This is a genomic window from Blastococcus mobilis, assembly GCF_900188025.1.
GTDB lineage: Bacteria > Actinomycetota > Actinomycetes > Mycobacteriales > Geodermatophilaceae > Blastococcus_B > Blastococcus_B mobilis.
Genome location: NZ_FZNO01000004.1, coordinates 164,334 through 187,890, shown reverse-complemented (window position 1 = coordinate 187,890; position 23,557 = coordinate 164,334). Strand labels below are relative to the sequence as shown.

Sequence of the window (23,557 nt, the reverse complement as noted above, 5' to 3'; positions counted from 1 at the left end):
CGGGTGGGGTTCCTTCATCTCGAGAAGCCGATGAGCCAGAGACGGTTTGCCGTCGTCATGCCAGGAGGATGCCGGGCGCCCGCGCCGCAGCACTGCACGGACGCGCCGGCCGCCGATCTGCCGTAGCGCCGGCTCACCTCTCCCGCGGATACGTGCGGCCGCGTGTCGCTGCGGCGCCCGGCGGCTGCACAGCGCCAGCCTCAGAACTCACCGCGCCGGGCGGCCTCCATCCGACGCTCGCGATTCCGCCGGTCAAGGCGGCGACGAAGTGTCACATTTCCCCCCACGTGTTGCCGTACTGGCGTCGCACCCAGGCGGGGGACCGCGTCTGCGACGAGATCGGGGCGGACGTCGGCCATCCGGCGCAGCAGCACCAGGCAGAACTCCCGCCGAGCCAGTCCCGCACGCGCCCGACCCTGTCACCCTCGCGCTCGTGCCGATCGGTCCGGCCACCGCCGCAGGGAGGGTGGACGGGTCCGTCACGCTCGGCTTCCGTCGCCGGGACCGACCGCGCATGCGCCCTCGAGGCCCTCGGGCCGACCCACGGCCTGCCCGCCGGGTAGGGAATGTCACCCCCGCAGGCGGGCCGACCGGGGGGAGGGCTCGGGGAGGATCGGGACGTGACCCGCCGCACCGCCGCCACCACGTTCCGCATCGTCGCCGTCGCCGAGGCCCTCTCCTGGATCGGCCTCCTGATCGGCATGTACGTCAAGTACGTCCCGGAGACCACGGAGCTCGGCGTGAAGATCTTCGGGCCGATCCACGGTGGGATCTTCATCGCCTACGTCGTCGTCGCGCTGGTGGCCGCCCGGGTGCTGCGCTGGTCGATCGGGACGACGATGCTCGCTCTCGTCGCCTCCATCCCACCCCTCACCAGCATCCTGTTCGAGCGGTGGGCGACGCGGTCCGGGCGGCTGCCGCAGGACGCGGCCGTCGCCGCCTGACCTGCGGTCCCCGGCCGCGGCTCGCTACGGTCGCCGACATGCCCGAACCCGTGCTGCCGACGACCGCCCGTCTCCTCCTGGCGCGGACGGCCCGTGCGCAGCGGGAGGGCCGGTCGCCCAGCCTGGTGGCCGGGGTGGTCCGCGACGGGGACCTGGCCTGGTCGGCCGGCCGGGGCGACGTGGCCGAGCCGCACAGCGACGTCCAGTACCGGCTCGGCTCGATCAGCAAAACCGTCACCGCGGTGGCCGTGATGCGGCTGCGTGACGAGGGCCGGCTGCACCTCGACGACCACCTCGACGGGCACCTGCCCGGCACGCCGTTCGGGAACCGCACGGTCGGGCAGCTCCTGTCGCACCTCGCCGGCGCCTCCGCGGAGAGCCCCGGTGGCTGGTGGGAGCGGACGCCGGGCGGCTCGCTGGAGGACCTCGGCCTGGCCCCCGAGGACGTCGTCCTCGGCGCGGCCCGCCGCTTCCACTACTCCAACCTGGGCTTCGGCCTGCTCGGCGAGCTGGTGGCACGCCTACGCGGCGCCTCGTGGGAGGACGCCGTCACCGCGGAGGTCCTGGCGCCCCTGGGCATGGACCGGACGACGCCCCGCCCCGTCGCCCCGGCCGCCCAGGGCACCGCCGTCCACCCGTGGGCCGACGTCGTCCTGCCCGAGCCGGAACACCACGCGGGCGTGATGGCCGCCGCCGGGCAGCTCTGGGCGACCCTCGAGGACCTCGCCCGCTTCGCCGCGTTCCTGATCGGCGACACCGGCGACGTCCTGGACCCGGCGACGCTCGAGGAGATGACCGTGCCGGCCGGCGTGGACTCCTCGGCGCCGGGCTGGTCGGCCTACGGGCTCGGCGTCCAGGTGGTCCGGATGGACGGGCGGACGCTGGTCGGCCACGGCGGGTCGATGCCGGGTTTCCTCGCCGGCGTCTTCGTCGACCGGGAGGAGGCGACCGGCGCGGTGTCTCTGGCCAACACGACCGCCGGCCTCGACGCGGTGGTGTTCGGCCTGCTGAGCGACCTGCGGGCAGCCGAGCCGCGGGTCGTGGAGCCGTGGCGCCCCTCGCCGTCGCCGGTCCCCCTGGAGCTGCTGGGCGTCTGGTTCTGGGGGCCCTCGCCGTACGTCCTGCGCGCGGTGGGCGCAGGGATGCTGCACCTCATGCCGCTGCCCGGCCGCAGCGGTCGCGCCAGCCGGTTCACCGCCCAGGACGACGGCATGTGGGTCGGGCTGGACGGCTACTTCGCCGGCGAGACGCTGCGCATCGCCGAGGACCACCTGGACCTGGACACGTTCGTCTTCACCCGGACGCCGTACGACACCGATGCCCCGGTGCCCGGCGGGGTCGACGAGGCCGGCTGGCGCTGATCCGCGGCGTGATCCGCACAGCCCACCAGGCGCTGACGGGGCCGAGATCGCCGATGTCGTGCACCACTCAGCCGGCCGTCGGATAGAGCCCGGCCGAGTACTGCTCGCCGTAGTAGCGCTCCAGGTCGGCCAGCGACTCCTCCGGCCGCTCGCGCTGCGCGATGACCGGCCGCGGGGCGATCGCGTCCGGCTGCCAGGTCGTCGGGTCCCACAGCGCGGAACGCAGGAAGGCCTTGGCGCAGGGGAAGTACACCTGCTCGATCTCCACGACCATCGCGAGCAGCGGACGATGCCCCGTGACGACCATCCGGTCGAGCAGGTCGGCGTCGCGCGCCAGGCGCGCCCGGCCGTTGATCCGCAGCGTGTCGCCCCGGCCGGGCAGGAGGTAGACCAACCCCACGTGAGGGTTGCTCAGGATGTTGCGGAAGCCGTCCGCCCGGCGGTTCCCCGCCCGCTCGGGCAGGGCGATCGTCGCGTCGTCCAGGACGAGCGTGAAACCGGGCGGGTCGCCCTTCGGGGAGACGTCGCAGCTGCCGTCGGCGGCGCTGGTGGCCACCAGGCAGAACGGCGAGGAGGCCAGCCACTGACGGCCGATCTCATCGAGGGCGGGCAGGTCCTTGTTCGCGATCCGCGGGGTCGGCTCGCCCAGCAGCTCCCGGAGCTCCGCCTCGGTCGTGATCTCGTCCACGCCGGGCAGTGTGCCCTACGGAACCGGCCGTTCTCGCCGGTCAGGGCCGATCGAAGGCGTCCATCGTCGTCGTGACGACGACGCCGTAGGCCAGGTGCGGGACCAGGTCGCTGAGCCAGTCGGTGCCCGACCAGGTGCGGGGGTCGGTGATCCCCAGTGCGGTCATGGGTCCGTTGGCGGCCACCAGCACACCCAGCGTCGTCACCACCGTCCCGACCGGCGTGCTCGAGCGGTACCCCGCCGCCCGAGCGAGGCCGCCCAGGACGCCGACCCCCACCCCGGCGACGAGCCCCAGCAGCGGACCGAGCCCCTGCACCCGGTTCCGCCGCGTGTCCCCCTCGCCCGGGATGGTCAGGTGCGCGGTCTCGGCCAGCTTCTCGACGGTGTCCTCCGGCGTGGAGCTGGTACCCCGGCCCCGGAGGGCCATGTCCAGGTAGGTGACGGCGTTCAGCGCGGTGCTGCCCGCCGCCCCCGCCGCGGCTCCGCGCAGCATCCAGCCGGCCGTGCTGATGCCGCGTGTGCCCTTGCCCAACGTGCCCATCGGGGTCGTCCTCGCCATGACTCCCGCCCTACCCGGGCGGACGACCAGCGGAACGGTGGCCCACGCGGCTCGGCACGGGGCAGCGGTATCGGACCCGGGCGTCCCGGGTGTAGCGGCCGCGCCGATCGCTCAGTCCGTGCCGCGCCCTTCCCCCGCGGCCCGCTCGAGCAGCGGCCCGAGCCGGTGGTCGACGAACCGCCGCATCGCCAGGGCGGTGTCGATCCGCTGGACGCCGGGAATGGCCAGGACCTGCTCGGTGAGGCGCCACAGGTCGTCGGCGTCCTTCGCGGCGACCTGCACGAGCAGGTCGGCCACACCGGACAGGCCGGTCACCTCGAGCACCTCGGGAATCTGTGCGAGTGCGGCGCTGACGTCGGCGAGGCCGCGCTGCGCCACCTGCACGGTCACGTACGCGCTCAGCCGGTAGCCGAGGGCCTCCGGGCGCACCCGCCGGTCCAGGGGGGCGAGCACGCCGTTGCTCTCCAGCCGGGCGAGCCGGGCCTGCACGGTGTTGCGGGCCAGCCCCAGGCGGTGCGACAGCGCCATCACACTCGCTCGGGGGTCCTCGCCCAGGGCCAGGAGCAACCGGGCGTCGGTGGCGTCGACCTCGGGCACGTTGCTCAGTCTGACATTGTCACCGCGTCGTGCACGATCGTTCTGCGCACTCAGTTCGGGCGATGTTGCGCAGATCGTTACAGGCGTGGGGTTGCTCACCTGCCGGGATGTCGTGTCAGGATGTGTGAAGGGCGCCACACCCGGGCGTCCCGGACACGTCCACGACCGCGGGCCGGTGACCCCGGCACCGGCGGCAGACGGCGAGGAGAGCCCCGTGACAGCGTTGCGCCAGGCCACCGAGGTGGTCGACCCCGTACCCGGGGCAGCGTCCCCGCATCTGCCGGAGCAGCCCGACCTCGTCCAGCTGCTCACGCCGGAGGGCGAGCGGGTCGAGCACCCGGACTACTCCCTCGACATCTCCGACGACGAGCTGCGCGGCCTGTACCGCGATCTCGCGCTGGTCCGCCGGTGGGACGTCGAGGCGACGGCCCTGCAGCGCCAGGGCGAGCTGGGCATCTGGGCCTCGCTCCTGGGTCAGGAGGCCGCGCAGGTCGGCGCCGGCCGCGCGCTGCAGCCCGACGACATGGCCTTCCCGACGTACCGCGAGCACGGCGTCGCGTGGACCCGGGGGGTCGACCCGCTGCAGGTCATGGGCCTGTTCCGCGGCGTGGACAACGGCGGCTGGGACCCGGCCGCGCTGGGCTTCAACCTGTACACGATCGTCATCGGCGCGCAGTGCCTGCACGCCACCGGCTACGCCATGGGCGTGCAGCGCGACGGCGCGGAGAGCGCGGTACTGGCGTTCCTCGGCGACGGCGCCACCAGCCAGGGCGAGGTCAACGAGGCGATGATCTTCGCCGCCAGCTTCTCCGCCCCGGTCGTCTTCTTCTGCCAGAACAACCAGTACGCGATCAGCGTGCCGCTGGAGCGGCAGTCCCGCGTGCCGCTGTTCCAGCGGGCCGCCGGCTTCGGGTTCCCCGGCGTGCGGGTGGACGGCAACGACGTGCTCGCCGTACTGGCCGTCACCCGGGCCGCGCTCGCCGCCGCCCGTGAGGGTCAGGGCCCCACGTTCATCGAGGCGTTCACCTACCGGATGGGCGCGCACACGACCTCCGACGACCCGACGCGCTACCGGCTGGCCAGCGAGCTCGAGGAGTGGAAGCTGCGCGACCCGATCGCCCGGCTGAAGGCCTACCTCTCGCGCAGCGGCGTCGCCGACGCCGCCTTCTTCGACTCCGTCGAGGCCGAGGCCGACGAGCTCGCCGCGCGGATCCGCAGCGGCACGGTGGACATGCCCGATCCGGACCCCACGGTGATGTTCGACCACGTCTACGCCGAGCAGACGCCACCGCTGGCCGCCCAGCGGGCCGAGTTCGTCGAGTACCACGCCTCGTTCGAGGGGGGCGAGCACTGATGAGCACTCAGACCCTGACCATCGGCAAGGCGCTCAACCTCGGGCTGCGCCGGGCGATGGAGGACGACGCCAAGGTCGTGCTCATGGGCGAGGACATCGGCAAGCTCGGCGGTGTCTTCCGGATCACCGACGGACTCCAGAAGGACTTCGGGGAGGACCGCGTCGTCGACACCCCGCTCGCCGAGGCCGGCATCCTGGGGACCGCCGTCGGCCTGGCCATGCGCGGCTACCGGCCGGTCTGCGAGATCCAGTTCGACGGGTTCGTCTTCCCCGCCTACAACCAGATCGTCACCCAGGTCGCCAAGATCCATGCCCGCTCGCAGGGCAGGGTCGCGATGCCCATCGTCATCCGCATCCCCATGGGCGGCGGCATCGGCGCGGTCGAGCACCACAGCGAGAGCCCCGAGGCCTACTTCGCGCACACCGCCGGGCTCAAAGTGGTCGCCGTCAGCAACCCCGTCGACGCCTACTGGGGCATCCAGCAGGCCATCGCCCACCCCGACCCGATCATCTTCCTGGAGCCCAAGCGGCGGTACTGGGAGAAGGCGGAGGTGGACACGTCCGCGACGCCCGAGCCGCTGTTCCGGTCCCGGGTGGTCCGCGGCGGCGACGACGTCACCGTGCTCGCCTACGGCCCGATGGTGAAGACCGCCCTGCAGGCCGCGGAGGCCGCCGCGGAGGAGGGCCGCTCTCTGGAGGTCGTCGACCTGCGGACGGTGTCCCCGCTGGATCTCGAGCCGGTCTACGAGTCCGTTCGCCGCACCGGCCGCTGCGTCGTCGCCCACGAGGCGCCGACCACGCTGGGCCTGGGCGCGGAGATCGCCGCCCGCGTGACCGAGACCTGCTTCCACTCCCTCGAGGCGCCGGTGCTGCGCGTCGGCGGCTACGACACCCCGTACCCGCCGTCGAAGCTGGAAGAGGAGTACCTGCCCGACCTGGACCGGGTGCTCGACGCCGTCGACCGTTCCATGGAGTTCTGAGGATGACCGCGCTGCGCCAGTTCAAGCTGCCCGATGTCGGTGAGGGCCTCACCGAGGGCGAGATCCTGCAGTGGCTGGTCGCCGTCGGAGACACGGTCACGGTGAACCAGCCGCTGTGCGAGGTGGAGACGGCGAAGGCCGCCGTCGAGCTGCCCTCGCCCTACGCCGGCACGGTCACCGAGCTGCTGTTCGACGCGGGCACGATGGTCGACGTCGGCACCCCGATCATCACCATCGACACCGGCGGGGAGGGTGGGGCCGCACCTGCCGGCGATGCGGCTCCCACCGCTCCAGCGGCCGACGCCGAGCCGGCCGCGGGCCTGATCGGCGGGCCCGCGCCGGGTGGGCGGACGTCGGTCCTGGTCGGCTACGGGCCACGCACCACCGACGCCCGACGCCGCCCGAGGCGGACGGGCGCCGCCGTCGCCGAGCGAGCCACGGCACGGCCCGGCGCCGACCACGCCACCGGCGGCACGGACCACCCGCCGCTGCTCACCACCGCCCCCGACGCCGACACCAAGCCCGTCCGGCACGGTGGCCTGGAGGTCGGCCGCCAGGCCGAGGCGGCCGCCCTGCGCGGCGAGGCCGCCACGGCGGCCGGGGCTACCCCGGGCCGGGGCCGGCTCCGCCCGCTGGCCAAGCCGCCGGTGCGCAAGTACGCCAAGGACCTCGGCGTCGACCTGGCCACCGTCTCCGGGAGCGGCGCCGGCGGCATCATCACCCGGGCCGACGTCGACGCCGCGGTCGCCCGGGCCGCGTCGGACGACACCGTCGTCCAGGGCGCCTTCGGCGGCGCGCTGCCCGCGGAGGGCCGCGAGCAGCGGATCCCGATCAAGGGCGTTCGCAAGCACACCGCGGCGGCGATGGTGGCCAGCGCGTTCACCGCGCCGCACGTCACCGAGTTCCTCACCGTCGACGTCACCCGGACCATGAAGCTGCGGAACCGGCTCGCCGCGCGCCCGGAGCTGGCCGGCGTCAAGGTCAGCCCCTTGCTCTTCGTGGCCAAGGCGCTGCTGCTCGCCGTCCGCCGGCACCCGATGGTGAACAGTTCCTGGGACGACGCGGCCCAGGAGATCGTGGTCAAGGACTACGTCAACCTCGGTATCGCGGCGGCCACCCCCCGCGGGCTGGTCGTCCCCAACATCAAGGACGCCGGGCGGCTCTCCCTGACCGAGCTGGCCGGGGCGCTCACCGAGTTGACGGCCACCGCCCGCGCGGGGCGGACGACACCGGCGGACATGACGGGCGGAACGATCACGATCACCAACGTGGGCGTCTTCGGCGTCGACACCGGGACACCGATCCTCAACCCGGGGGAGTCGGCGATCCTGGCCTTCGGTGCGGTCCGGGAGATGCCGTGGGTGCACAAGGGCAAGGTCGTGCCCCGGCAGGTGACCCAGCTGGCGCTGTCCTTCGACCACCGGATCATCGACGGGGAGCTGGGGTCGCGCTTCCTCGCCGACATCGGAGCGCTGCTGCACGACCCGGGGGCGGCGCTGGCCTTCTGAGCGGGCCGTCCTGCCCCCACCATGTGAGGACCCCGTCCTCCTCACCCCTCGCATGCTCGGGGTGAGCCTCGGGACGGGGCGGGCGGTGGGACCCTGCGCGAGGCCAGCGAGGAGGCGCACATGACGGACCTCGACCGGCTGCTGGACTTCGCCGCCCGGTCACGGCTGCCCGAGGGTGGCTTCGGCTATCTGGGCGCCGACGGGCGAGTGGTGCGGGGCCGGCCGGTCGAGACGTGGATCGTGGCGCGGATGACGCACGTCTTCGGGCTGGCCTCGCTCCCGGGCCGGCCGGGGGCGGACGAGCTGGCCCGGCACGGCGTCGCCGCGCTCACCGACGGGCCGCTGCACGACCGCGAGCACGGCGGGTGGCGGTCGAGCACCGCCGACGACCGCAAGGCGGCGTACGTGCACGCGTTCGTCGTCCTCGCCGGTGCCACGTCGACGTCGGCCGGCGTACCCGGCGGGCGGGCGCTGCTCGACGAGGCGCTGGCCGTCTGGCAGACCCGCTTCTGGGACGACGACGCCGGGCTCGCGGTCGAGGAGTGGGACCGGGGCTGGACGACGCTGGAGGCCTACCGGGGGGTCAACGCGAACATGCACGGCGTCGAGGCGTCCCTGGCGGCGGCCGACGCGGTGGCCGGGACCGATCCGGCGACGTCGGACCGGCTGCGCGCCCAGGCGCTGCGCACCACCGAGCGGGTCGTGCACGGCTGGGCGCGCGAGCGCGACTGGCGGCTGCCCGAGCACTTCACCGCGGACTGGACACCGCTGCCCGAGTACAACCGTGATCGCCCCGCCGACCCGTTCCGCCCCTACGGCGTGACCGTCGGCCACCAGTTCGAGTGGGCGCGGCTCGCGCTGCACCTCCGCGCGGCCCTCCAGGGCCGAAGTGGCCACGTCGGCCGGGACTGGTTGCTCGACGACGCCGTCGCGCTGTTCGGGGCGGCGGCGGAGCGCGGCTGGGCAGCGGACGGGCACGACGGCTTCCCGTACACGCTGGACTGGGACGACCGCCCGGTCGTGCAGGCTCGCATGCACTGGGTGCTGTGCGAGGCGATCGCGGCCGCGTGCGTGCTCGGCGAGGTCACCGGCGAACCGCACTACGGCGAGCTGGCCCGCCGGTGGCGCGAGCACGGTGAGCAGCGGTTCGCCGATCCCGCCACCGGCAGCTGGCACCACGAGCTGACCCCCACCGGTGACGTGGGCACGGGCACCTGGTCAGGGCAGCCGGACGCCTACCACCTGGCGCAGATGCTGCTGCTCGACGGCCGCCCGGTGCGCGGCAGCGTCGCCGCCGCGCTGCGCTGAGTGCTCGTACAGGTGTCCGACGACCGCCACCGGGGTAGGGGCGGGGCCAGACGCCACCGAGAGAACGAGGAGGTTCACCATGGCCAGCGTGCAGGAAGCCGTCGACGTCGACGTCCCGATCCGCGTCGCCTACGACCAGTGGACGCAGTTCGAGTCGTTCCCGCAGTTCATGGGCGGCGTGGAGCGCATCACGCAGCTCGACGCCACCCGCACCCACTGGGTGACCAACATCGATGGTGTGAAGCGCGAGTTCGACGCGGAGATCACCGAGCAGCACCCCGAGGAGCGCATCGCCTGGACCAGCACCAGCGGTGAGGCCAAGCACGCCGGGGTGGTCACGTTCCACCGCCTGGACGACGCCAGGACCCGGGTGATGATCCAGATCGACTGGGAGCCCGAGGGCCTGGTCGAGAAGGCCGGCGCCGCCCTGGGCTTCGACGACCGCCGGGTGAAGGCCGACGCCAAGAAGTTCAAGGAGTTCATCGAGAGCCGCGGCACCGAGACCGGCGCCTGGCGCGGGGACGTCCCGAGGCCCGACCAGCAGTGAGGTCGCGGGAGTCGGCCGACTCCCGGAGACGACGACGGCGCCCGCCCCCGTGACGGGGGGGCGGGCGCCGTCGCGTGTGCGGCTACTCGGCGTCGAGGTCCTGGGCGACGAGTCCGGCAATCTGGTCGAGCACGGCCTGGTCGTCGCTGCTGACCACGACCTCGGCGCCCTGCTTGGCGCCGAGCGTCATGATCATCAGTGGCGAGCCGGCGTCCACCGGTGCGCCCCCCGGCGTGGCGAGGGTGACCGGCACGCCGGCCTTTCCGACGGCCTCGGCGATGAGCGCTGCCGGCCGGGCGTGCAGCCCGACCCGGGAGCCGACGGTGACGGTCTGACTGGGCATCTGGCGTCTTCCTCGCTGCTGGGGACGGGTGGTGGTGAGCTTGCCGCTCAGGCGGTCGCCGCGCGCGCCGGGGCGTGGGCCGGGGCGTGCGCGTGCTCCAGGTCGACGGCGTCCTCCGGGGCGTCGTCGGCGTCGGTGCGGCCGATGCTCTTCGCGACGGTCACCGCGACGGCACCGACGACCGCCCCCGCGACCAGCGCGAGCACGAACATCAGCACTCCCTGCATCGCGAAGAACACGAAGATGCCGCCGTGCGGGGCCCGCAGCTCCACGCCGCTGGCCGCCACGATCGCGCCGGTGGTGGCGCCGCCGAGCATCATCGACGGGATGACCCGGAGCGGGTCGGCCGCGGCGAACGGGATGGCGCCCTCGGAGATGAAGGACAGACCCAGCAGCCAGGCGGCCTTGCCGTTGTCCCGCTCGGCGGGTGTGTAGAGCTTGGGGCGGACGGCCGTGCTCAGCGCCATCGCCAGCGGCGGCACCATGCCCGCGGCCATGACGGTCGCCATGATGACGAGCGGCGCGCCGGTGGCCGCGGCGGTCAGGCCGGTGGTGGCGAAGACGTAGGCCGCCTTGTTGACCGGGCCGCCCAGGTCGAAGCACATCATCAGGCCGAGGATGATCCCGAGCAGGATCGCCGACGTGCCGGTGAGGCCGTTGAGCCAGTTGCCCAGCCCCTCCAGGGCGGCGGCGAGCGGACGGCCGAGCAGGACGGCCATGATGCCGCTGGCGATGAGCGTGGCCAGCAGCGGGATGATCACGACCGGCTGAAGCCCGCGGACGCCGACGGGGAGCTTCCAGCGGCTGATCCACAGCGCGGCGAAGCCGGCGATGATGCCGCCGACGAGACCGCCGATGAAGCCGGCGCCGACGGTGACGGACACCGCGCCGACGACGAAGCCGGGGACGATGCCCGGGCGGTCGGCGATGGCGAAGGCGATGTACCCCGCGAGCGCAGGCACCAGGAAGCTGAAGGCCGCCTGCCCGAGGACGGTGCACACCGCTCCGAGGTAGCCGAGGAAGCCGTCGTTGAGGCCCTCGACGCCCGGGGCGCTGGGGAGGTCGAGGAACGAGTTGTTCAGCACCCAGCTCAGTGCGTAGCTCTGTCCCTCGACGTCGGGGTTGTCGTTGACGATCTGGTAACCGCCGAAGAGGAAGCCCAGCGCGATGAGCAGACCGCCCGCCGCGACGAACGGGATCATGTAGCTGACGCCGGTGAGCAGCCAGCGGCGGATCTCCGTGGCGGTGCCGGGCCGGCCTGCGGAGGAGGCGGTGGTCTCGGCCTCGGCGCCGCCGGTCACGCGGCGGGCGTTCGGGTCGTCGGCGGCGGCGAGGGCCTCGCGGATCATCACGTCGGGCTCGTTGATGGCGCGCTTCGTCCCGCTCTGGACGACCGGCTTGCCGGCGAACCGGCCCTGGTCCCGCACCCCCACGTCGACGGCGAAGATCACCGCGTCGGCCGACCGGATGAGGCCCGGCTCGAGCGGCGTCGCACCCGAGGAGCCCTGCGTCTCCACGTGGACGTCGACACCCGCCGCCTTGCCGGCGGCGGCCAGCTTGTCCGCTGCCATGTACGTGTGCGCGATGCCGGTCGGGCAGGCGCTGACGACGACGATGCTCTTCCGTCCCGCAGCGGCTCCGTCAGCGCCGGCTGCGCTGGCACCGGCAGCAGTGGCACCCGTGGCGGGGGCACCTGCCGGAGCGGCCGCGGCGGCCACCGGCGCGGGCGAGACGACCTCGTCCACCAGCCGGACGACCTCCTCCTCGGAGGTCGCCGAGCGCAGCGAGGCCACGAACTCCGGCCGGACGAGCGCGCGGGCCAGCGCGGTGAGCAGGGTGAGGTGGTCGGCGTCCCCGTGGGCCGGCGCGGCGATCAGGAACGCGAGGTCGGCCGGGCCGTCCGGTGCGCCGAAGTCCACCTTCGGCGAGAGGCGGGCGAAGGCGAGCGAGGCCTCGGTCACCGCCTCGGAGCGGCAGTGCGGGATGGCGATGCCGCCGGGCAGGCCCGTCGCCGCCTGTGCCTCGCGGGCGAGGACATCGGCGTGCAGGGCGTCGGCGTCGGTGGCCCGGCCGTCGGCGGCGACCATGTCGGCCAGCCGGCGCACGACCGTGCCCTTGTCGGCACCGAGGTCGGCGTCGAGCGCGACCAGATCGGTGGTGATCAGTGCGGGCATGGGACCTCTCCCGGGGGTCAGCGGGCGACCCGGCCGGCGGCCGGGTCGGTGTTCGGGCCGGCGGGTGGGACGGCGCTGGTGCTCGTTGCTTCGCTGCCGGGCATCCCGGCGAGGACCCGTACTGCGGAGCCGTCCACCTGGGCCGGGGTGGGAACGGCGGAGCCGGGGAGCGACGCGCTCGCCGATCCGTAGGCGACGGCGGTGCGCAGTCGCTCCGCCGGCGGCGCGCCGGCGAGGTCGGCGAGCAGGTAGCCGGCGAGGCTGCAGTCGCCGGCGCCGACGGTGCTCCGGACGGTGATCTCCGGGGGACGCGCGGACCAGAGGCCGCCGTCGGCGGTGGAGAGGACCGCGCCGTCGCCGCCCAGCGTGAGGAGCACCTCGGACACCCCCTGCTCGTGCAGCACCCGGACGGCCGCGAGGGCGACCGCAGGGTCGCCCAGCAGCTCGGCCTCGGGGACGCCGGCCAGCGACGCCAGCTCCTCGGAGTTGGGCTTGAGGAGGTCCGGGGCACCGGAGCGACCACCTGCGAGCAGCGCCCGCAACGGGTCGTCGGAGGTGTCGACGGCGATCCGGACGCCGGTGTCCCGCAGGAGGGCGACCAACTCGGCGTACCAGTCGGCCGGCGTGCCGGGCGGCAGCGAGCCCGAGAGCACCACCCAGCGGGAGCCGGAGGCGTGCAGCCGCACGGCCCGGGCGAGCGCCGCGCGCGTCTGCGCGGTCAGCGGGATGCCCGGCTCGTTCAGCTTGGTGGTCGTCCCGTCGGGGGCGGTGAGCGTGTAGTTGGTGCGCACCGGGGCGTCCACGGGGACCGTCACCGGCGGCAGGCCGCGCTCGGCCAGCGCCGCGACGATCGGGTCGTGCTCGGCAGCGGGCAGCACCGGGACGGCCTCGCCGCCGGCAGCGGCGACGGCCCGGGCGACGTTCACGCCCTTGCCGCCGGGTTCGGTCACGGCGTCCAGGAGGCGCACGACCCCGCCCTCCCGGAGCGGGCCCGGGAGGGAGAGGGTCCGGTCCAGGCTGGGGTTGGCCGTGAGAGTGACGACGCGGCCGGTGCTCATGCCTCGACTCCGGGCTCGTTCCGCTCCTCGCTCGCTGGCGCTCGCTGCGATGCTCGCTCGCCCGTCGTCCTCGCGGTGCTCATGCCTCGACTCCGGTCTCGTTCCGCTCCTCGCTCGCTGGCGCTCGCTGCGATGCTCACGCGAGCACGACCTCGACGCCGGCCTTCTCCAGCTCCGCGACCATCTCCGGATCGGCGCCGTCATCGGTGACCAGCACGTCCACCTCCTCGATCGCCGCGTAGCGGACCAGGTGCTCCCGCCCCAGCTTGCTGCTGTCGGCGAGCACGACCGTGCGCTGACCGGCCCGCACCATGGCCCGCTTGACCGCGGCCTCGGCGTCGTCCGGCGTGGTGAAACCGTGCCCGGGAGCGATGCCGTTGGCGCCCAGGAAGGCGACGTCGAACCGGAGCTCGGCCAGTGAGCGCACCGTGGTCTCGCCGACCGCGCACTGCGTCACTCCCCGAACCCGCCCGCCGAGCACGTGCAGGGTGATGGCGGGGGTCAGGGACAGGCGGGAAGCGATCGGGACCGAGGAGGTGACGGCGAGCAGCCGACGGTCGGCCGGCAGGATCTCCGCGAGGGCGGCCGTCGTGGTCCCGCCGTCCAGGGCGATGCTCCCGTCCGCCCCGGGGAGGAGCTGGAGGGCCGCCGCGGCGATCGCCCGCTTCTGCTCGCTGCGCGAGCGGTGGCGTTCGCTGAGACCCGGCTCGACCAGGGTCAGCGCGCCGGCCGGAACCGCGCCGCCGTGCACCCGGCGCAGCATCCCGGCCCGTTCCAGCACGGCCAGGTCGCGGCGCACCGTCTCGGTCGTGACCCCGAACTCCTCGGACAGGGCCGCGACGGCGATCCGGCCGCGGTCGGCCACCATCGCGGCCATCGCCTGCTGGCGCTCCTCGGGGTAGAGCACGCGGACCTCCGGTGGCTGGGCTGTGTCCGACTGTGTTGCTTTAGGTTTGTGTCTCTGTTGTTTTACGTCCGATCCGTTGACAAGTCAACACCTATTCGTGAGGCTGGTCACTACGCCGACCCGCTCCCATCGTCCGCCCTCCTCCTGCAGCGAGGTACCCATGTCGAGCACCCTGTCCTCGCCCGCGACCACCGGTCCCGCCGTCCTCACCGGGACGCCCGTGGTCCCCGGCGCCGCCGTCGGCCCTGTCGTGCGTCCGGCCGGGGCCGTGCAGCTGCCGGCCCAGCCCGGTGCCGCCGTGCCCGAGGGCGAGCGTGAGGCGGAGAAGGAGCGCTACCGGGCCGCGGCCGAGCTGGTCGCGGCGCGGCTGACGGCGCGCGCGGCGGCCGCCACGGGAGTCAGCGCGGAGGTGCTCAGCACCACGGCGGGTATCGCGGTGGACCGGGCCCTGCGCACGTCCGCCGAGCAGCGCATCGACCAGGGGTCGCCGGCACCGGTGGCTGCCGTGGAGGCGGCTCAGCAGTTCATGGACATGTTCGCCTCGCTCGGCGGCCTGATGGCCGAGCGCGTTCCGGACGTCCGCGACGTGCGCGACCGCATCGTCGCCGAGCTGACCGGCCAGGGCGAGCCCGGCGTCCCGGCGCCGGACGTGCCGTCCGTGCTGCTCGCCGACGACCTGGCGCCTGCGGACACCGCCGGCCTCGACCCCGCCCGCATCCTCGGGCTGGCCACCCGCCTGGGCGGCACGACCAGCCACACGGCGATCATCGCCCGCCAGCTCGGGCTGCCCTGTGTCGTCGGCGTGGGCGGGCTCGACGACGTGCCCGCAGGGGCGACGGTGCTGATCGACGGGGAGCAGGGGACGGTCACCGTGGATCCCGAACCCGAGGAGGCGCGCTCGCGGGTGGAGGATGCCCGGCTGGCCGCCGAGGCGCTCGCCGGCTACGCCGGTCCCGGGCGTACCCGCGACGGGCAGGTCGTCCAGATCCTGGCCAACGTCCAGGACGGTGCGGGAGCCCGCGCTGCGGCCGATGCCCATGCCGAAGGGGTCGGTCTCTTCCGCACCGAGCTGGCGTTCCTGGGACGTGCGCAGGAGCCGTCCGTCGAGGAGCAGGCGGTCGGCTATGCCGAGGTGCTGGCGGCCTTCCCCGGACGGAAGGTCGTCATCCGGACACTGGACGCCGGCTCGGACAAGCCGCTGGCCTTCGCCACCGCTCCCGACGAGGCCAATCCGGCGCTGGGCGTCCGCGGCCTGCGGGTCGCCCGCCGGGACCCCGGGCTCCTCGAGCGCCAGCTCGATGCCGTCGCCGAGGCCGCGTCGCGCACCGGCTCCACCCCCTGGGTCATGGCGCCGATGGTGGCCACCGTCCCCGAGGCGGCCGGCTTCGCGGCCGCCGTCCGCTCGCGCGGGCTCGTGCCCGGCGTGATGGTCGAGGTGCCGTCGGCCGCGCTGCACGCCGAGCGACTCCTCGCGCACGTGGACTTCCTGTCGATCGGCACCAACGACCTCTCCCAGTACGCCCTCGCCGCCGACCGGCTCTCCGCGGACCTGGCCGACCTCACCGACCCGTGGCAGCCGGCCCTGCTCGAGCTCGTGGCACTGACCGCCGCGGCCGGCCGGCGGGCCGGCAAGCCGGTGGGAGTCTGCGGCGAGGCCGCCGCCGACCCCCTGCTGGGCTGCGTGCTCGTCGGCCTCGGGATCACCTCGCTGTCGTGCGCCACTCCGGCCGTCGCCCGGGTCGGTGGCCGTCTCTCCACGGTCGACCTGGACACCTGCGAGCGGGCCGCCGAGGCCGCTGTGGCCGCGGACGAACCGCAGGCGGCCCGGGCGGCGGCGCGGGCCCTCCTGGCGAGGTGACCATTCTCACCCCGAAGAGTGAGACAACGTCGGTCATATTACAGATCTACCTAGGATTCGTCGGAATAGAGTGGCGTATGCCTGCATTGCTAAGGGTGTAGGCGATCGATCCCGATGAGAGGCACCACAGATGAGCAGCGTGACGACCCGTTGGCAGCAGCGTCGGCAGGCCGCGCGTACCCGGCGAGCGCTCAACCAGGCCCTCGCCCGTACGAGCAGCCCGGCGATGCGCGACGAGCTCCTGACCCTCGCCAACAGCCGCTGACGCGGCGGCGCCGGCACCGCGGCGCCCTCCGAGCGCGACCCCGACCTCCTGTGGAGGCCGGGGTCGTCTGCTGTCCGGGTTCGATGAGCCGCTCGGCGGCCCGCCCCGGCGGCGCGGTCCCGCACCGGCTCCCGGGATCCCCCGAACGGGTCATCGGGCTCCAGTCGGAGGCCTGACCTGCCGTTCGTCTCCTCGTGGACCTCTCAGGGACGTCGGTCGCCGCCGGTGGGACCGCCGGCCGGCGGTGGCGCCCGGCGACGCCCGCAGTCCTTCCCCCCGCCCGGCGCCGGCCATGACCGGGGTGGCGTCCGCCGAGGCGCGGGAGACATCCGGGGCGACGACCGGCGGGCTGCTCCGTTACGTCCGCGCGGCCGGCGGTGAGGACGCCGTCACCCGGGTCCTCGAGGCGGCGGGCGTTCCGTACGACGCCGAACAGCTGGAGGACCAGTCCCGCTGGTGGAGCTACGACACGCGGATCCGCCTGTTCCGTGCGGCCACCGACGTGCTCGGCGACAGCCGGCTGATGTACCGGGTCGGCGCCTCCGCCCTGCAGAGCGGGCTCGCCCACTCGATCGTCATCCTGCTGCGCGCCATGGGCACGCCCCGGCAGGTGTTCCGGGCGCTGCCGCGGGCGGTCGCGAAGTTCAGCACCACCTCGACCATGGAGATGCTGCAGGTCGGTGGGACGTCGGCGACGATCCGGTACACGCTCCATCCTGGCTACGAGCACTCCCGGCTGGACTGCATCTACGCGCAGGGCCTGCTGAGCACCGTGCCGGTGATCTTCGGGCTCGCCCCGGCGCAGATCGAGCACGGCGAGTGCGAATCCGACGGGCACCCGGCCTGCCTCTACCGCGTCACGTGGGACCGGCGCAGGCGCGGCTCACGCGGGCGTGGGCGGGACACGCGGGCCCTCGAGCCGGAGCTGCAGGCGCTGCGCGGGCAACTGCGCACCCTGCAGTCCGCGGCCACGGACCTCGTCGCCAGCGGCGACGTCGACACGGCCCTGGAGCGCATCGTGGCCAGGGCTGCCGAGGCGGTGCTGGCGCCCGCCTATCTGCTCGCCGTGGAGGCGCCCAGCGGTGGTGCGCCGCTGGTGCACAGTGCTGGGTTGCCCGTCGACGAGGTGCCCGCGATGGCTGCCACCCTGCTGGCCGGTGGTGACCTCGGGCCAGGCGCGGTCGCGGTCGAGGTGGCTTCCTTCCGGCGCCGGCACGGGCGGCTCGCGGCGATCTATCCGCCCGGCGAGGGCGCCCTGGGCGACGAGCGGTCGATGCTCACGGCGTACGCGGGGCACGCGGCCGGAGCGCTGGACCTCCTCATCGCCCTGGAGGGCGCGCGCCAGGAGGCGGACCGGGCCGGCGCGCTGCTCGAGCTGGCTCACGAACTCGCTGCGGCGTCCGACGCCGCAGCGGTGACCGAGGTCGTCGCCGAGGCGCTGCCGCGCATCGTGGGATGCACCCGGTCCAGCCTGTTGCTGTGGGATCCCGGGGCCGGCGTCCTCCGGGCGTCGGCGGCCTACGGGATGTCCGACGAGCAGCGCGCTCTGCTCCAGGGGGCGGAGATCCGCCCCGAGGACACCCCGGAGCTGGTCGGGATGCTCACCGACCGCACACCGCTGATCGTCGACGACGCGACGAGCAGTCCCGTCCTGCGCGGCCTGCTGCGGGGCATCAGCAGTGCCGACGTCGTGGCGGTCCCGCTGCTGGCGGGCACGACCTTCCTGGGCGTGGCGACAGCAGGCTGGGAGGCCGGTGCGGCACCGTCCTCGCTCGTGGGGGACGTCCTCGTGCGCCTCCGGGGTGTCGGGGACCAGGCATCCACGGCGCTGCAGAAGGCGCGGCTGCTGGAGACGGTGAGCCACCAGGCGACGCACGACGGGCTCACGGGGCTGCCGAACCGCGTGCTCTTCCTCGATCGGCTCGGCGCCGCACTGCCCGAGGCACGGCCGGGCGCTCACCTCGGCGTCCTCTTCAGCGACCTCGACCGGTTCAAGGAGGTCAACGACACCCTCGGCCATGCCGCCGGCGACGAGCTGCTGCGTCAGGTGGCTGCCCGGCTGCGCGCCGTCGTGCGCCCCGGGGACACCGTCGGCCGGCTCAGCGGCGACGAGTTCGCGATCATCGCGCCGGGTCTGGCAGACCCCGACGACGCGCACCGCCTGGCCGAACGGGTCGCCGGATGCTTCACCGAGTCCTTCCGGCTGGAGGGGGCCGACGTCACGGTCGGCACCAGCGTCGGGGTCGCGGTGCACCGGGGCGGTGACGGGGAACGGACGGCGGGGCAGTTGCTCCGCGAGGCCGACGCGGCGATGTACCGGCACAAGCAGCGCGACCGCCGCGGAGCTCGCACCGTCCGCTGAGCCGGCCCCCTTGCGGGGTCCCGCCGCGAGCCTGCGAGCGGTGCGGAGGACAGGGTCCTTCGGGGGTGTTCGTCAGTCCCGCAGCCGGGCGCGCAGCGCGGCCTGTTCGTCCGCGCCGAAGCCGTGCGTGTCCAGCCACCCGGCCGGGCCGCCGTGCCGCTCCTCGAGCAGGGTCAGCACCCGGTCCATGGTCTCCGCCCGCGGCGTGTGGCTCGCGACGTCCCGGGTGACCATGTCGTCGGCGTAGGTCGGTGAGGTGGCCAGCTTGGCCACCAGGGCGTCGATGACGTCGGCGGTCATCGCGTAGTCGGCCACGATCTCCTCGTGCGGCACCCCGGCGACGGCCAGGGCCAGCGCACAGACGACACCGGTGCGGTCCTTGCCCGCCGCGCAGTGCACGACCGCGGCCCCGTCCCCGGCCACGGTGATCGCACGCAGGGCGCCGACGACGTTGTCGGCGCGCTGACCGAGATATCCGAGGTAGGAGCGCACGGCCGGCGACTCGCCCGCGTCGTGGTCCGCGACCTGCCGAGGGAGCAGGGATTCCGCCCAGCCGGCCGGGAGGTCGATCTGGGGGTCGTCCTCCTCCACCGCGAAGACGTCGGTGTGGTGGCCGCGCTCGGGCAGCAGGCTGAAGTGCCGGTGGGTGACCTCCGGGACGTCGCGCAGCGGCCCCCGCCCCTCGAGCAGGATCTCCGCGGTCGTGCGCAGGTCGATCACCGAACGGAGACCGATCTCGCCGACCAGCCGCCGGACGTCGTTCGCGGTGAGGGTCTGCAGGTTGTCGCTGCGGAGGATCCGGCCGGGGACCGTGCGGCCGCCGTCGGTCGTGGGCAGCCCGCCCAGGTCGCGGGTGTTGGTGGTTCCGTCGAGCCGCACCCAGCGGCCGGTGCGGGTCGAGGTCACCCCTGCGACGGTACGGCGTGCCGGATCGGTGCGCCGCCGGGACAACGGGCCTGGTGAGTGGTGGTGTGCACCACATCACGCGGCGAGGGTGTGGGACACGCCCACATGGGCAGAAGATCATCACCTCCCTACGGTGTGGGCCAGGCCACTTGTGCAGCGACGCGCACCCCGAGGAGATCGCCATGCCCCGCACCCGTTCCCGGTCCCGGACCCTCACCCTCGCGGTGGCGGCGGCCGGCGCCCTCGCACTCGGCGCCTGCGGCAGTCCGAACGCCGCACCCTCCGGCGGTGGGGGCGATTCCGAGGGCGGCGCGCCGGTGCAGGTCGGCCTGGTCTACTCGAAGTCCGGCCCGCTGGCCACCTACGGCGCCCAGTACCTCCAGGGCTTCGAGGCGGGCCTGGACTACGCCACCGACGGCACCGGCGAGGTCGACGGCCGGAAGATCGAGGTCATCGAGCGCGACGACGCCGGCGACCCCGCCAAGGCCGTCGCGGAGGCCACCGACCTGATCGGGCAGGGAGTCAAGATCCTGGCCGGTTCCACCGCGTCCGGCGTCGGCACCCAGGTCGCGCCCCTCGCGGAGCAGAACGACGTGCTGTTCATCTCCGGCCCTGCCGCCACCGACGCGCTGACCGGGGTGAACGCCAACACCTTCCGGTCGGGGCGCCAGACCTACCAGGACATCCTCACCGCGCAGTCCTTCATCGGGGACCCCGCGGGCAAGCAGGTGCTCGTCGTGGCCCAGGACAGCGCCTTCGGGCAGGCCAACGTCGCGGCCGTCACCGCCGTCCTCGGCACCGAGGGCGGAGCCACCGTGAACCCGCTCCTGGTGCCGGCCACGGCCACCGACTTCACGCCGTTCGCCTCCCAGGCGCGGGACGCGGGCGCCGATCTCGTCTTCGTCGCCTGGGCCGGGGAGACCGCGCCGGCCATGTGGCAGGCGATGGGCCAGCAGGGCGTGCTCGAGTCCTCGACCGTCGTCACCGGCCTCGACATCCGCGCCTCCTACGCCACCTACGGCGCCTCGGCGACGGGCATCGACTACCTCTCGCACTTCTTCGCCGAGGCCGTGGACAACGACGTCAGCAAGGCCATGGCCGAGCGGGTCGAGGCCGACGGCGGCGAGGTCGATCTCTTCACGCCCGACGGCTTCACCGCGGCACAGATGATCGTCCGCGCCATCCAGGAGGGCGGCGACGACGTGGCGGCCATGATCGACGCGCTCGAGGGCTGGACGTTCGACGGCGTCAAGGGCGAGCTCACCATCCGCGAGGAGGACCACGCCCTCCTGCAGCCGATGTTCCAGGCCCGCCTGGAGGAGAAGAACGGCGAGCTGGTCCCGGTCCTCGTCGAGACGCTCGACGCTGAGGACACCGCTCCGCCCACCGCCGGCTCCTGACCGCGCCGATCGGGAGCCCGCACCGTGTCCACCCGGACTGATGCAGCACCGGGCGCCCGCCCCGCCGCGGGCGCGCCGGTGCTGCAGGTCGCCGGACTGACCTGCGCCATCGGCGGGGCGGTCATCGTGGACGACGTCAGCTTCGACGTCGCGCCCGGTGAGTTCGTCGCCGTCATCGGGCCCAACGGCGCCGGCAAGACCTCGCTGTTCAACCTGCTGTCGGGCCTGCTGCCCGTGACCGGGGGGACGGTGACCCTGGACGGCACCGACATCACCGGTGCCAGCCCCTCGGCACGCGCCCGCCGGGGGCTGGGGCGCACGTTCCAGGCGTCCTCGGTGTTCGCCGGGCTGACCGTGCGGGAGAACGTCCGGCTCGCCGCGCAGGCCAAGCTGGGCGGCAGCATGCGGCCCTGGCAGCGGGTGCGCCCGGACGACGCCGCGCACGACGTCGCGACCCGGTCCCTGGAGCGTGTCGGCCTCGCGCGGCGCGCCGAGGGCCTGGCCGGGGCGCTCTCCCACGGCGACAAGCGCAAGCTCGAGCTGGCGATCCTGCTGGCCACCGACCCGGCCGTCGTGCTGCTGGACGAGCCGATGGCCGGGGTGAGCATCGAGGACGTCGCGGGGCTGACCGAGGTGATCGCCGACGTGCACCGCGAGGAGGGCAAGACGGTGCTGATGGTCGAGCACCACATGGACGTGCTGCTGGGTCTGGCCGACCGGGTCGCCGTCATGCACCACGGCCGGCTCCTGGCGCTGGACACCCCGTCGCGGGTCACCAGCGACCCCGCCGTCCAGCAGGCCTACCTGGGGGAGGAGCTGTGAGCGCGCCCCTCCTCCGGATGACCGACGTCCACGTCCGGCTGTCGGGCAGCCACATCCTGCAGGGCGTGGACCTCACCGTCCGCCGCGGCGGGGTCACCGCCCTGCTGGGCCGCAACGGTGCGGGCAAGACCACCACGGTCAAGGCCGTGCTCGGCCTGGTGCCGTCGACCGGCGTCGTCGAGTTCACCGGCGACGACGGACGGACCCAGCGCCTCTCCGGTCGCCGGACCCACGAGATCGTCCGCCGCGGGATCGGCTACGCCCCGGAGGACCGTGAGGTCTTCGGCGGGCTGACCGTCGCCGAGAACCTCACCCTGGCCGAGCGCCGGGACGCACCAGCCCACCACGACCGGGTCTACGAGCTGTTCCCCGAGCTCAAGCAGCGCAGCCGCCAGCTGGCCGGGACGCTGTCGGGCGGGCAGCAGCAGATGGTGGCCATCGCGCGTCTGCTGCTCAACGACAACCAGCTGCTGCTGATCGACGAGCCGACGAAGGGGCTGGCCCCCCTCCTCGTCGCCGAGGTGGCCGACGTGCTGGCCCGCGCGGCCGAGGAGGTGACGATCCTGCTCGTCGAGCAGAACCTGACCGTCGTCCGCCGGATGGCGACCGACGCCGTCGTGGTCGACCAGGGACGGGTGGCCTGGAGCGGGTCCGCTCCGGACCTGCTGGCCGACGCCGACCGCACCCGGGAGCTGCTCGGGGTCGCGACGAGCGGGGGACACGCCTGATGGACACCGTCGTCCTGCTCGCGATCACCGGTCTGGGTCTGGCAGCCCTGTACTTCCTGGTCGCGTCCGGCCTCTCGCTGATCTTCGGCCTGATGGGCGTGCTGAACTTCGCCCACGGCGCCTTCCTCACCATCGGGGCCTACGGCACCTGGTGGGCGTCGGACCACCTGCCCGGCGCCGGGTCGACCGGCTGGGGCTTCGTCTCCGCGGTGGCCTTCGGCGTGGCGGTGGGCACGCTGGTCGCGGCGCTGATCGAGCTGGCGCTCATCCGGCCCCTCTACGAACGGCACATCGAGCAGGTGCTGGTCACGGTCGGGCTCAGCCTGGCCCTGGTGGCCCTGGTGCGCGCCGTCTGGGGTGCGGACCCGCACCCGTTCCCCCGGCCGGAATGGACCCAGCGGACCACCTCGGTCCTCGGCGCCAACGTGCCCAACGACCGGTTCCTGCTGATCGGGAGTGCGCTCGTCGTCCTGGTCGCCGTGCTGGCGTTCCTGCGGTTCACCCGCTTCGGGCTGATCATCCGGGCCGGCGTCGAGAACCGGGCGATGGTGACGGCGCTGGGCATCGACGTCCGCAAGGCGTTCACGCTGGTCTTCGCCATCGGCGGCGCGTTCGCTGCGCTGGCGGGCGCGCTGGGCGGGATCTACCTGGGCTCGATCTCGCCGGGGCAGGGCACCTCCCTGCTGATCTTCGCGTTCATCGTCGTCGTCATCGGCGGGATGAGCTCGATCACCGGCGCGGCCGTCGCCGCGGTGCTGGTCGGCCTCGTGCAGCAGTTCGCGAACTACTACGCGGCGAGCGGGGTGGGCGACCTGTCGGTCGTCCTGCTGCTGGCCGTGGTCCTGCTGACCCGCCCGAGCGGGCTGACGGCGAGGGTGGCATGAGGAC

General features: G+C 74.0%; 22 protein-coding genes. 14 read left to right on the top strand and 8 right to left on the bottom strand.

Annotated features, from left to right (window positions below):
• The first annotated feature begins 620 nt into the window (after nt 1-620).
• Together CHB94_RS05560 and CHB94_RS05555 are read left to right on the top strand one after the other, a co-directional pair.
• Nucleotides 621-944 carry a DUF3817 domain-containing protein gene (locus tag CHB94_RS05560; RefSeq protein WP_254920420.1) on the top strand — a complete coding sequence of 108 codons (324 nt, stop codon included), beginning with the start codon at nt 621-623 and terminating at the stop codon, nt 942-944.
• Nucleotides 945-982: 38 nt separating this feature from the next.
• Nucleotides 983-2,305: a serine hydrolase domain-containing protein gene (locus CHB94_RS05555; protein ID WP_089335619.1), complete on the top strand. Its 1,323-nt coding sequence runs from the start codon at nt 983-985 to the stop codon at nt 2,303-2,305.
• Nucleotides 2,306-2,372: 67 nt separating this feature from the next.
• Here the strand turns inward: CHB94_RS05555 and CHB94_RS05550 are convergent, their stop codons facing one another.
• The 3 genes from CHB94_RS05550 to CHB94_RS05540 form a co-directional block, all read right to left on the bottom strand.
• On the bottom strand, nt 2,373-2,993 hold the full coding sequence (locus tag CHB94_RS05550) for an MSMEG_1061 family FMN-dependent PPOX-type flavoprotein (protein WP_089335566.1): 621 nt from the start codon (nt 2,991-2,993) through the stop codon (nt 2,373-2,375).
• 40 nt (nt 2,994-3,033) lie between these two features.
• Nucleotides 3,034-3,552 (bottom strand): hypothetical protein, encoded by a 519-nt coding sequence (locus tag CHB94_RS05545; RefSeq protein ID WP_089335565.1) that lies wholly within the window; start codon nt 3,550-3,552, stop codon nt 3,034-3,036.
• A 111-nt stretch (nt 3,553-3,663) separates the two neighbouring features.
• A complete protein-coding gene (locus CHB94_RS05540; protein ID WP_217899184.1) occupies nt 3,664-4,149 on the bottom strand; it encodes an Lrp/AsnC family transcriptional regulator in 486 nt (161 codons plus the stop codon).
• Between the two features lie 214 nt (nt 4,150-4,363).
• Here CHB94_RS05540 and pdhA point away from each other — a divergent pair, with 214 nt between their 5' ends.
• The 5 genes from pdhA (at nt 4,364) to CHB94_RS05515 (ending at nt 9,846) form a co-directional block, all read left to right on the top strand.
• Complete coding sequence (gene pdhA, locus CHB94_RS05535; protein ID WP_089335564.1) at nt 4,364-5,503, top strand: pyruvate dehydrogenase (acetyl-transferring) E1 component subunit alpha; 1,140 nt, start codon at nt 4,364-4,366, stop codon at nt 5,501-5,503.
• Nucleotides 5,503-6,483: an alpha-ketoacid dehydrogenase subunit beta gene (locus CHB94_RS05530; protein WP_089335563.1), complete on the top strand. Its 981-nt coding sequence runs from the start codon at nt 5,503-5,505 to the stop codon at nt 6,481-6,483. Before pdhA ends, CHB94_RS05530 begins: the two co-directional genes overlap by 1 nt.
• Nucleotides 6,484-6,485: 2 nt before the next feature.
• Nucleotides 6,486-7,991 (top strand): dihydrolipoamide acetyltransferase family protein, encoded by a 1,506-nt coding sequence (locus CHB94_RS05525; RefSeq protein WP_089335562.1) that lies wholly within the window; start codon nt 6,486-6,488, stop codon nt 7,989-7,991.
• Between the two features lie 120 nt (nt 7,992-8,111).
• On the top strand, nt 8,112-9,299 hold the full coding sequence (locus CHB94_RS05520; protein WP_089335561.1) for an AGE family epimerase/isomerase: 1,188 nt from the start codon (nt 8,112-8,114) through the stop codon (nt 9,297-9,299).
• A 79-nt stretch (nt 9,300-9,378) separates the two neighbouring features.
• Nucleotides 9,379-9,846, top strand: coding sequence for an SRPBCC family protein (locus CHB94_RS05515; RefSeq protein ID WP_089335560.1), 468 nt, complete (start codon nt 9,379-9,381; stop codon nt 9,844-9,846).
• 82 nt (nt 9,847-9,928) lie between these two features.
• Here the strand turns inward: CHB94_RS05515 and CHB94_RS05510 are convergent, their stop codons facing one another.
• From CHB94_RS05510 to CHB94_RS05495, 4 genes are all read right to left on the bottom strand, one after another.
• A complete protein-coding gene (locus CHB94_RS05510; protein ID WP_089335559.1) occupies nt 9,929-10,189 on the bottom strand; it encodes an HPr family phosphocarrier protein in 261 nt (86 codons plus the stop codon).
• 47 nt (nt 10,190-10,236) lie between these two features.
• Nucleotides 10,237-12,363 (bottom strand): PTS fructose transporter subunit IIABC, encoded by a 2,127-nt coding sequence (locus CHB94_RS05505; RefSeq protein ID WP_089335558.1) that lies wholly within the window; start codon nt 12,361-12,363, stop codon nt 10,237-10,239.
• A 17-nt stretch (nt 12,364-12,380) separates the two neighbouring features.
• Nucleotides 12,381-13,421 carry a 1-phosphofructokinase family hexose kinase gene (locus CHB94_RS05500; protein ID WP_089335557.1) on the bottom strand — a complete coding sequence of 347 codons (1,041 nt, stop codon included), beginning with the start codon at nt 13,419-13,421 and terminating at the stop codon, nt 12,381-12,383.
• Nucleotides 13,422-13,557: 136 nt separating this feature from the next.
• Nucleotides 13,558-14,328, bottom strand: a complete 771-nt coding sequence (locus tag CHB94_RS05495; protein ID WP_254920419.1) for a DeoR/GlpR family DNA-binding transcription regulator — start codon at nt 14,326-14,328, stop codon at nt 13,558-13,560.
• Between the two features lie 160 nt (nt 14,329-14,488).
• Between CHB94_RS05495 and CHB94_RS05490 the strand changes: the two genes are divergently transcribed.
• The 3 genes from CHB94_RS05490 (at nt 14,489) to CHB94_RS05485 (ending at nt 18,813) form a co-directional block, all read left to right on the top strand.
• Nucleotides 14,489-16,186, top strand: coding sequence for a phosphoenolpyruvate--protein phosphotransferase (locus tag CHB94_RS05490; protein ID WP_089335556.1), 1,698 nt, complete (start codon nt 14,489-14,491; stop codon nt 16,184-16,186).
• 130 nt (nt 16,187-16,316) lie between these two features.
• On the top strand, nt 16,317-16,451 hold the full coding sequence (locus CHB94_RS26030) for a hypothetical protein (RefSeq protein WP_254920418.1): 135 nt from the start codon (nt 16,317-16,319) through the stop codon (nt 16,449-16,451).
• A gap of 292 nt (nt 16,452-16,743) precedes the next feature.
• Nucleotides 16,744-18,813 carry a sensor domain-containing diguanylate cyclase gene (locus CHB94_RS05485; RefSeq protein WP_089335555.1) on the top strand — a complete coding sequence of 690 codons (2,070 nt, stop codon included), beginning with the start codon at nt 16,744-16,746 and terminating at the stop codon, nt 18,811-18,813.
• 72 nt (nt 18,814-18,885) lie between these two features.
• Here the strand turns inward: CHB94_RS05485 and CHB94_RS05480 are convergent, their stop codons facing one another.
• The gene (locus CHB94_RS05480; RefSeq protein ID WP_089335554.1) at nt 18,886-19,719 is read right to left on the bottom strand and encodes a tyrosine-protein phosphatase; all 834 of its coding nucleotides are present in this window, start codon (nt 19,717-19,719) and stop codon (nt 18,886-18,888) included.
• Nucleotides 19,720-19,901: 182 nt separating this feature from the next.
• Between CHB94_RS05480 and CHB94_RS05475 the strand changes: the two genes are divergently transcribed.
• From CHB94_RS05475 to CHB94_RS05460, 4 genes are read left to right on the top strand one after another with little or no spacing between them, the layout of a single operon-like run.
• Complete coding sequence (locus CHB94_RS05475; RefSeq protein ID WP_089335553.1) at nt 19,902-21,119, top strand: substrate-binding domain-containing protein; 1,218 nt, start codon at nt 19,902-19,904, stop codon at nt 21,117-21,119.
• Nucleotides 21,120-21,143: 24 nt separating this feature from the next.
• The gene (locus CHB94_RS05470; protein WP_217899183.1) at nt 21,144-21,941 is read left to right on the top strand and encodes an ABC transporter ATP-binding protein; all 798 of its coding nucleotides are present in this window, start codon (nt 21,144-21,146) and stop codon (nt 21,939-21,941) included.
• Nucleotides 21,938-22,669, top strand: coding sequence for an ABC transporter ATP-binding protein (locus CHB94_RS05465; RefSeq protein ID WP_217899182.1), 732 nt, complete (start codon nt 21,938-21,940; stop codon nt 22,667-22,669). The genes CHB94_RS05470 and CHB94_RS05465 overlap by 4 nt, the downstream gene beginning before the upstream one ends.
• Entirely contained in the window at nt 22,669-23,553 is an 885-nt protein-coding gene (locus tag CHB94_RS05460) for a branched-chain amino acid ABC transporter permease (RefSeq protein WP_089335552.1), read from the top strand. The genes CHB94_RS05465 and CHB94_RS05460 overlap by 1 nt, the downstream gene beginning before the upstream one ends.
• Nucleotides 23,554-23,557: the final 4 nt, after the last annotated feature.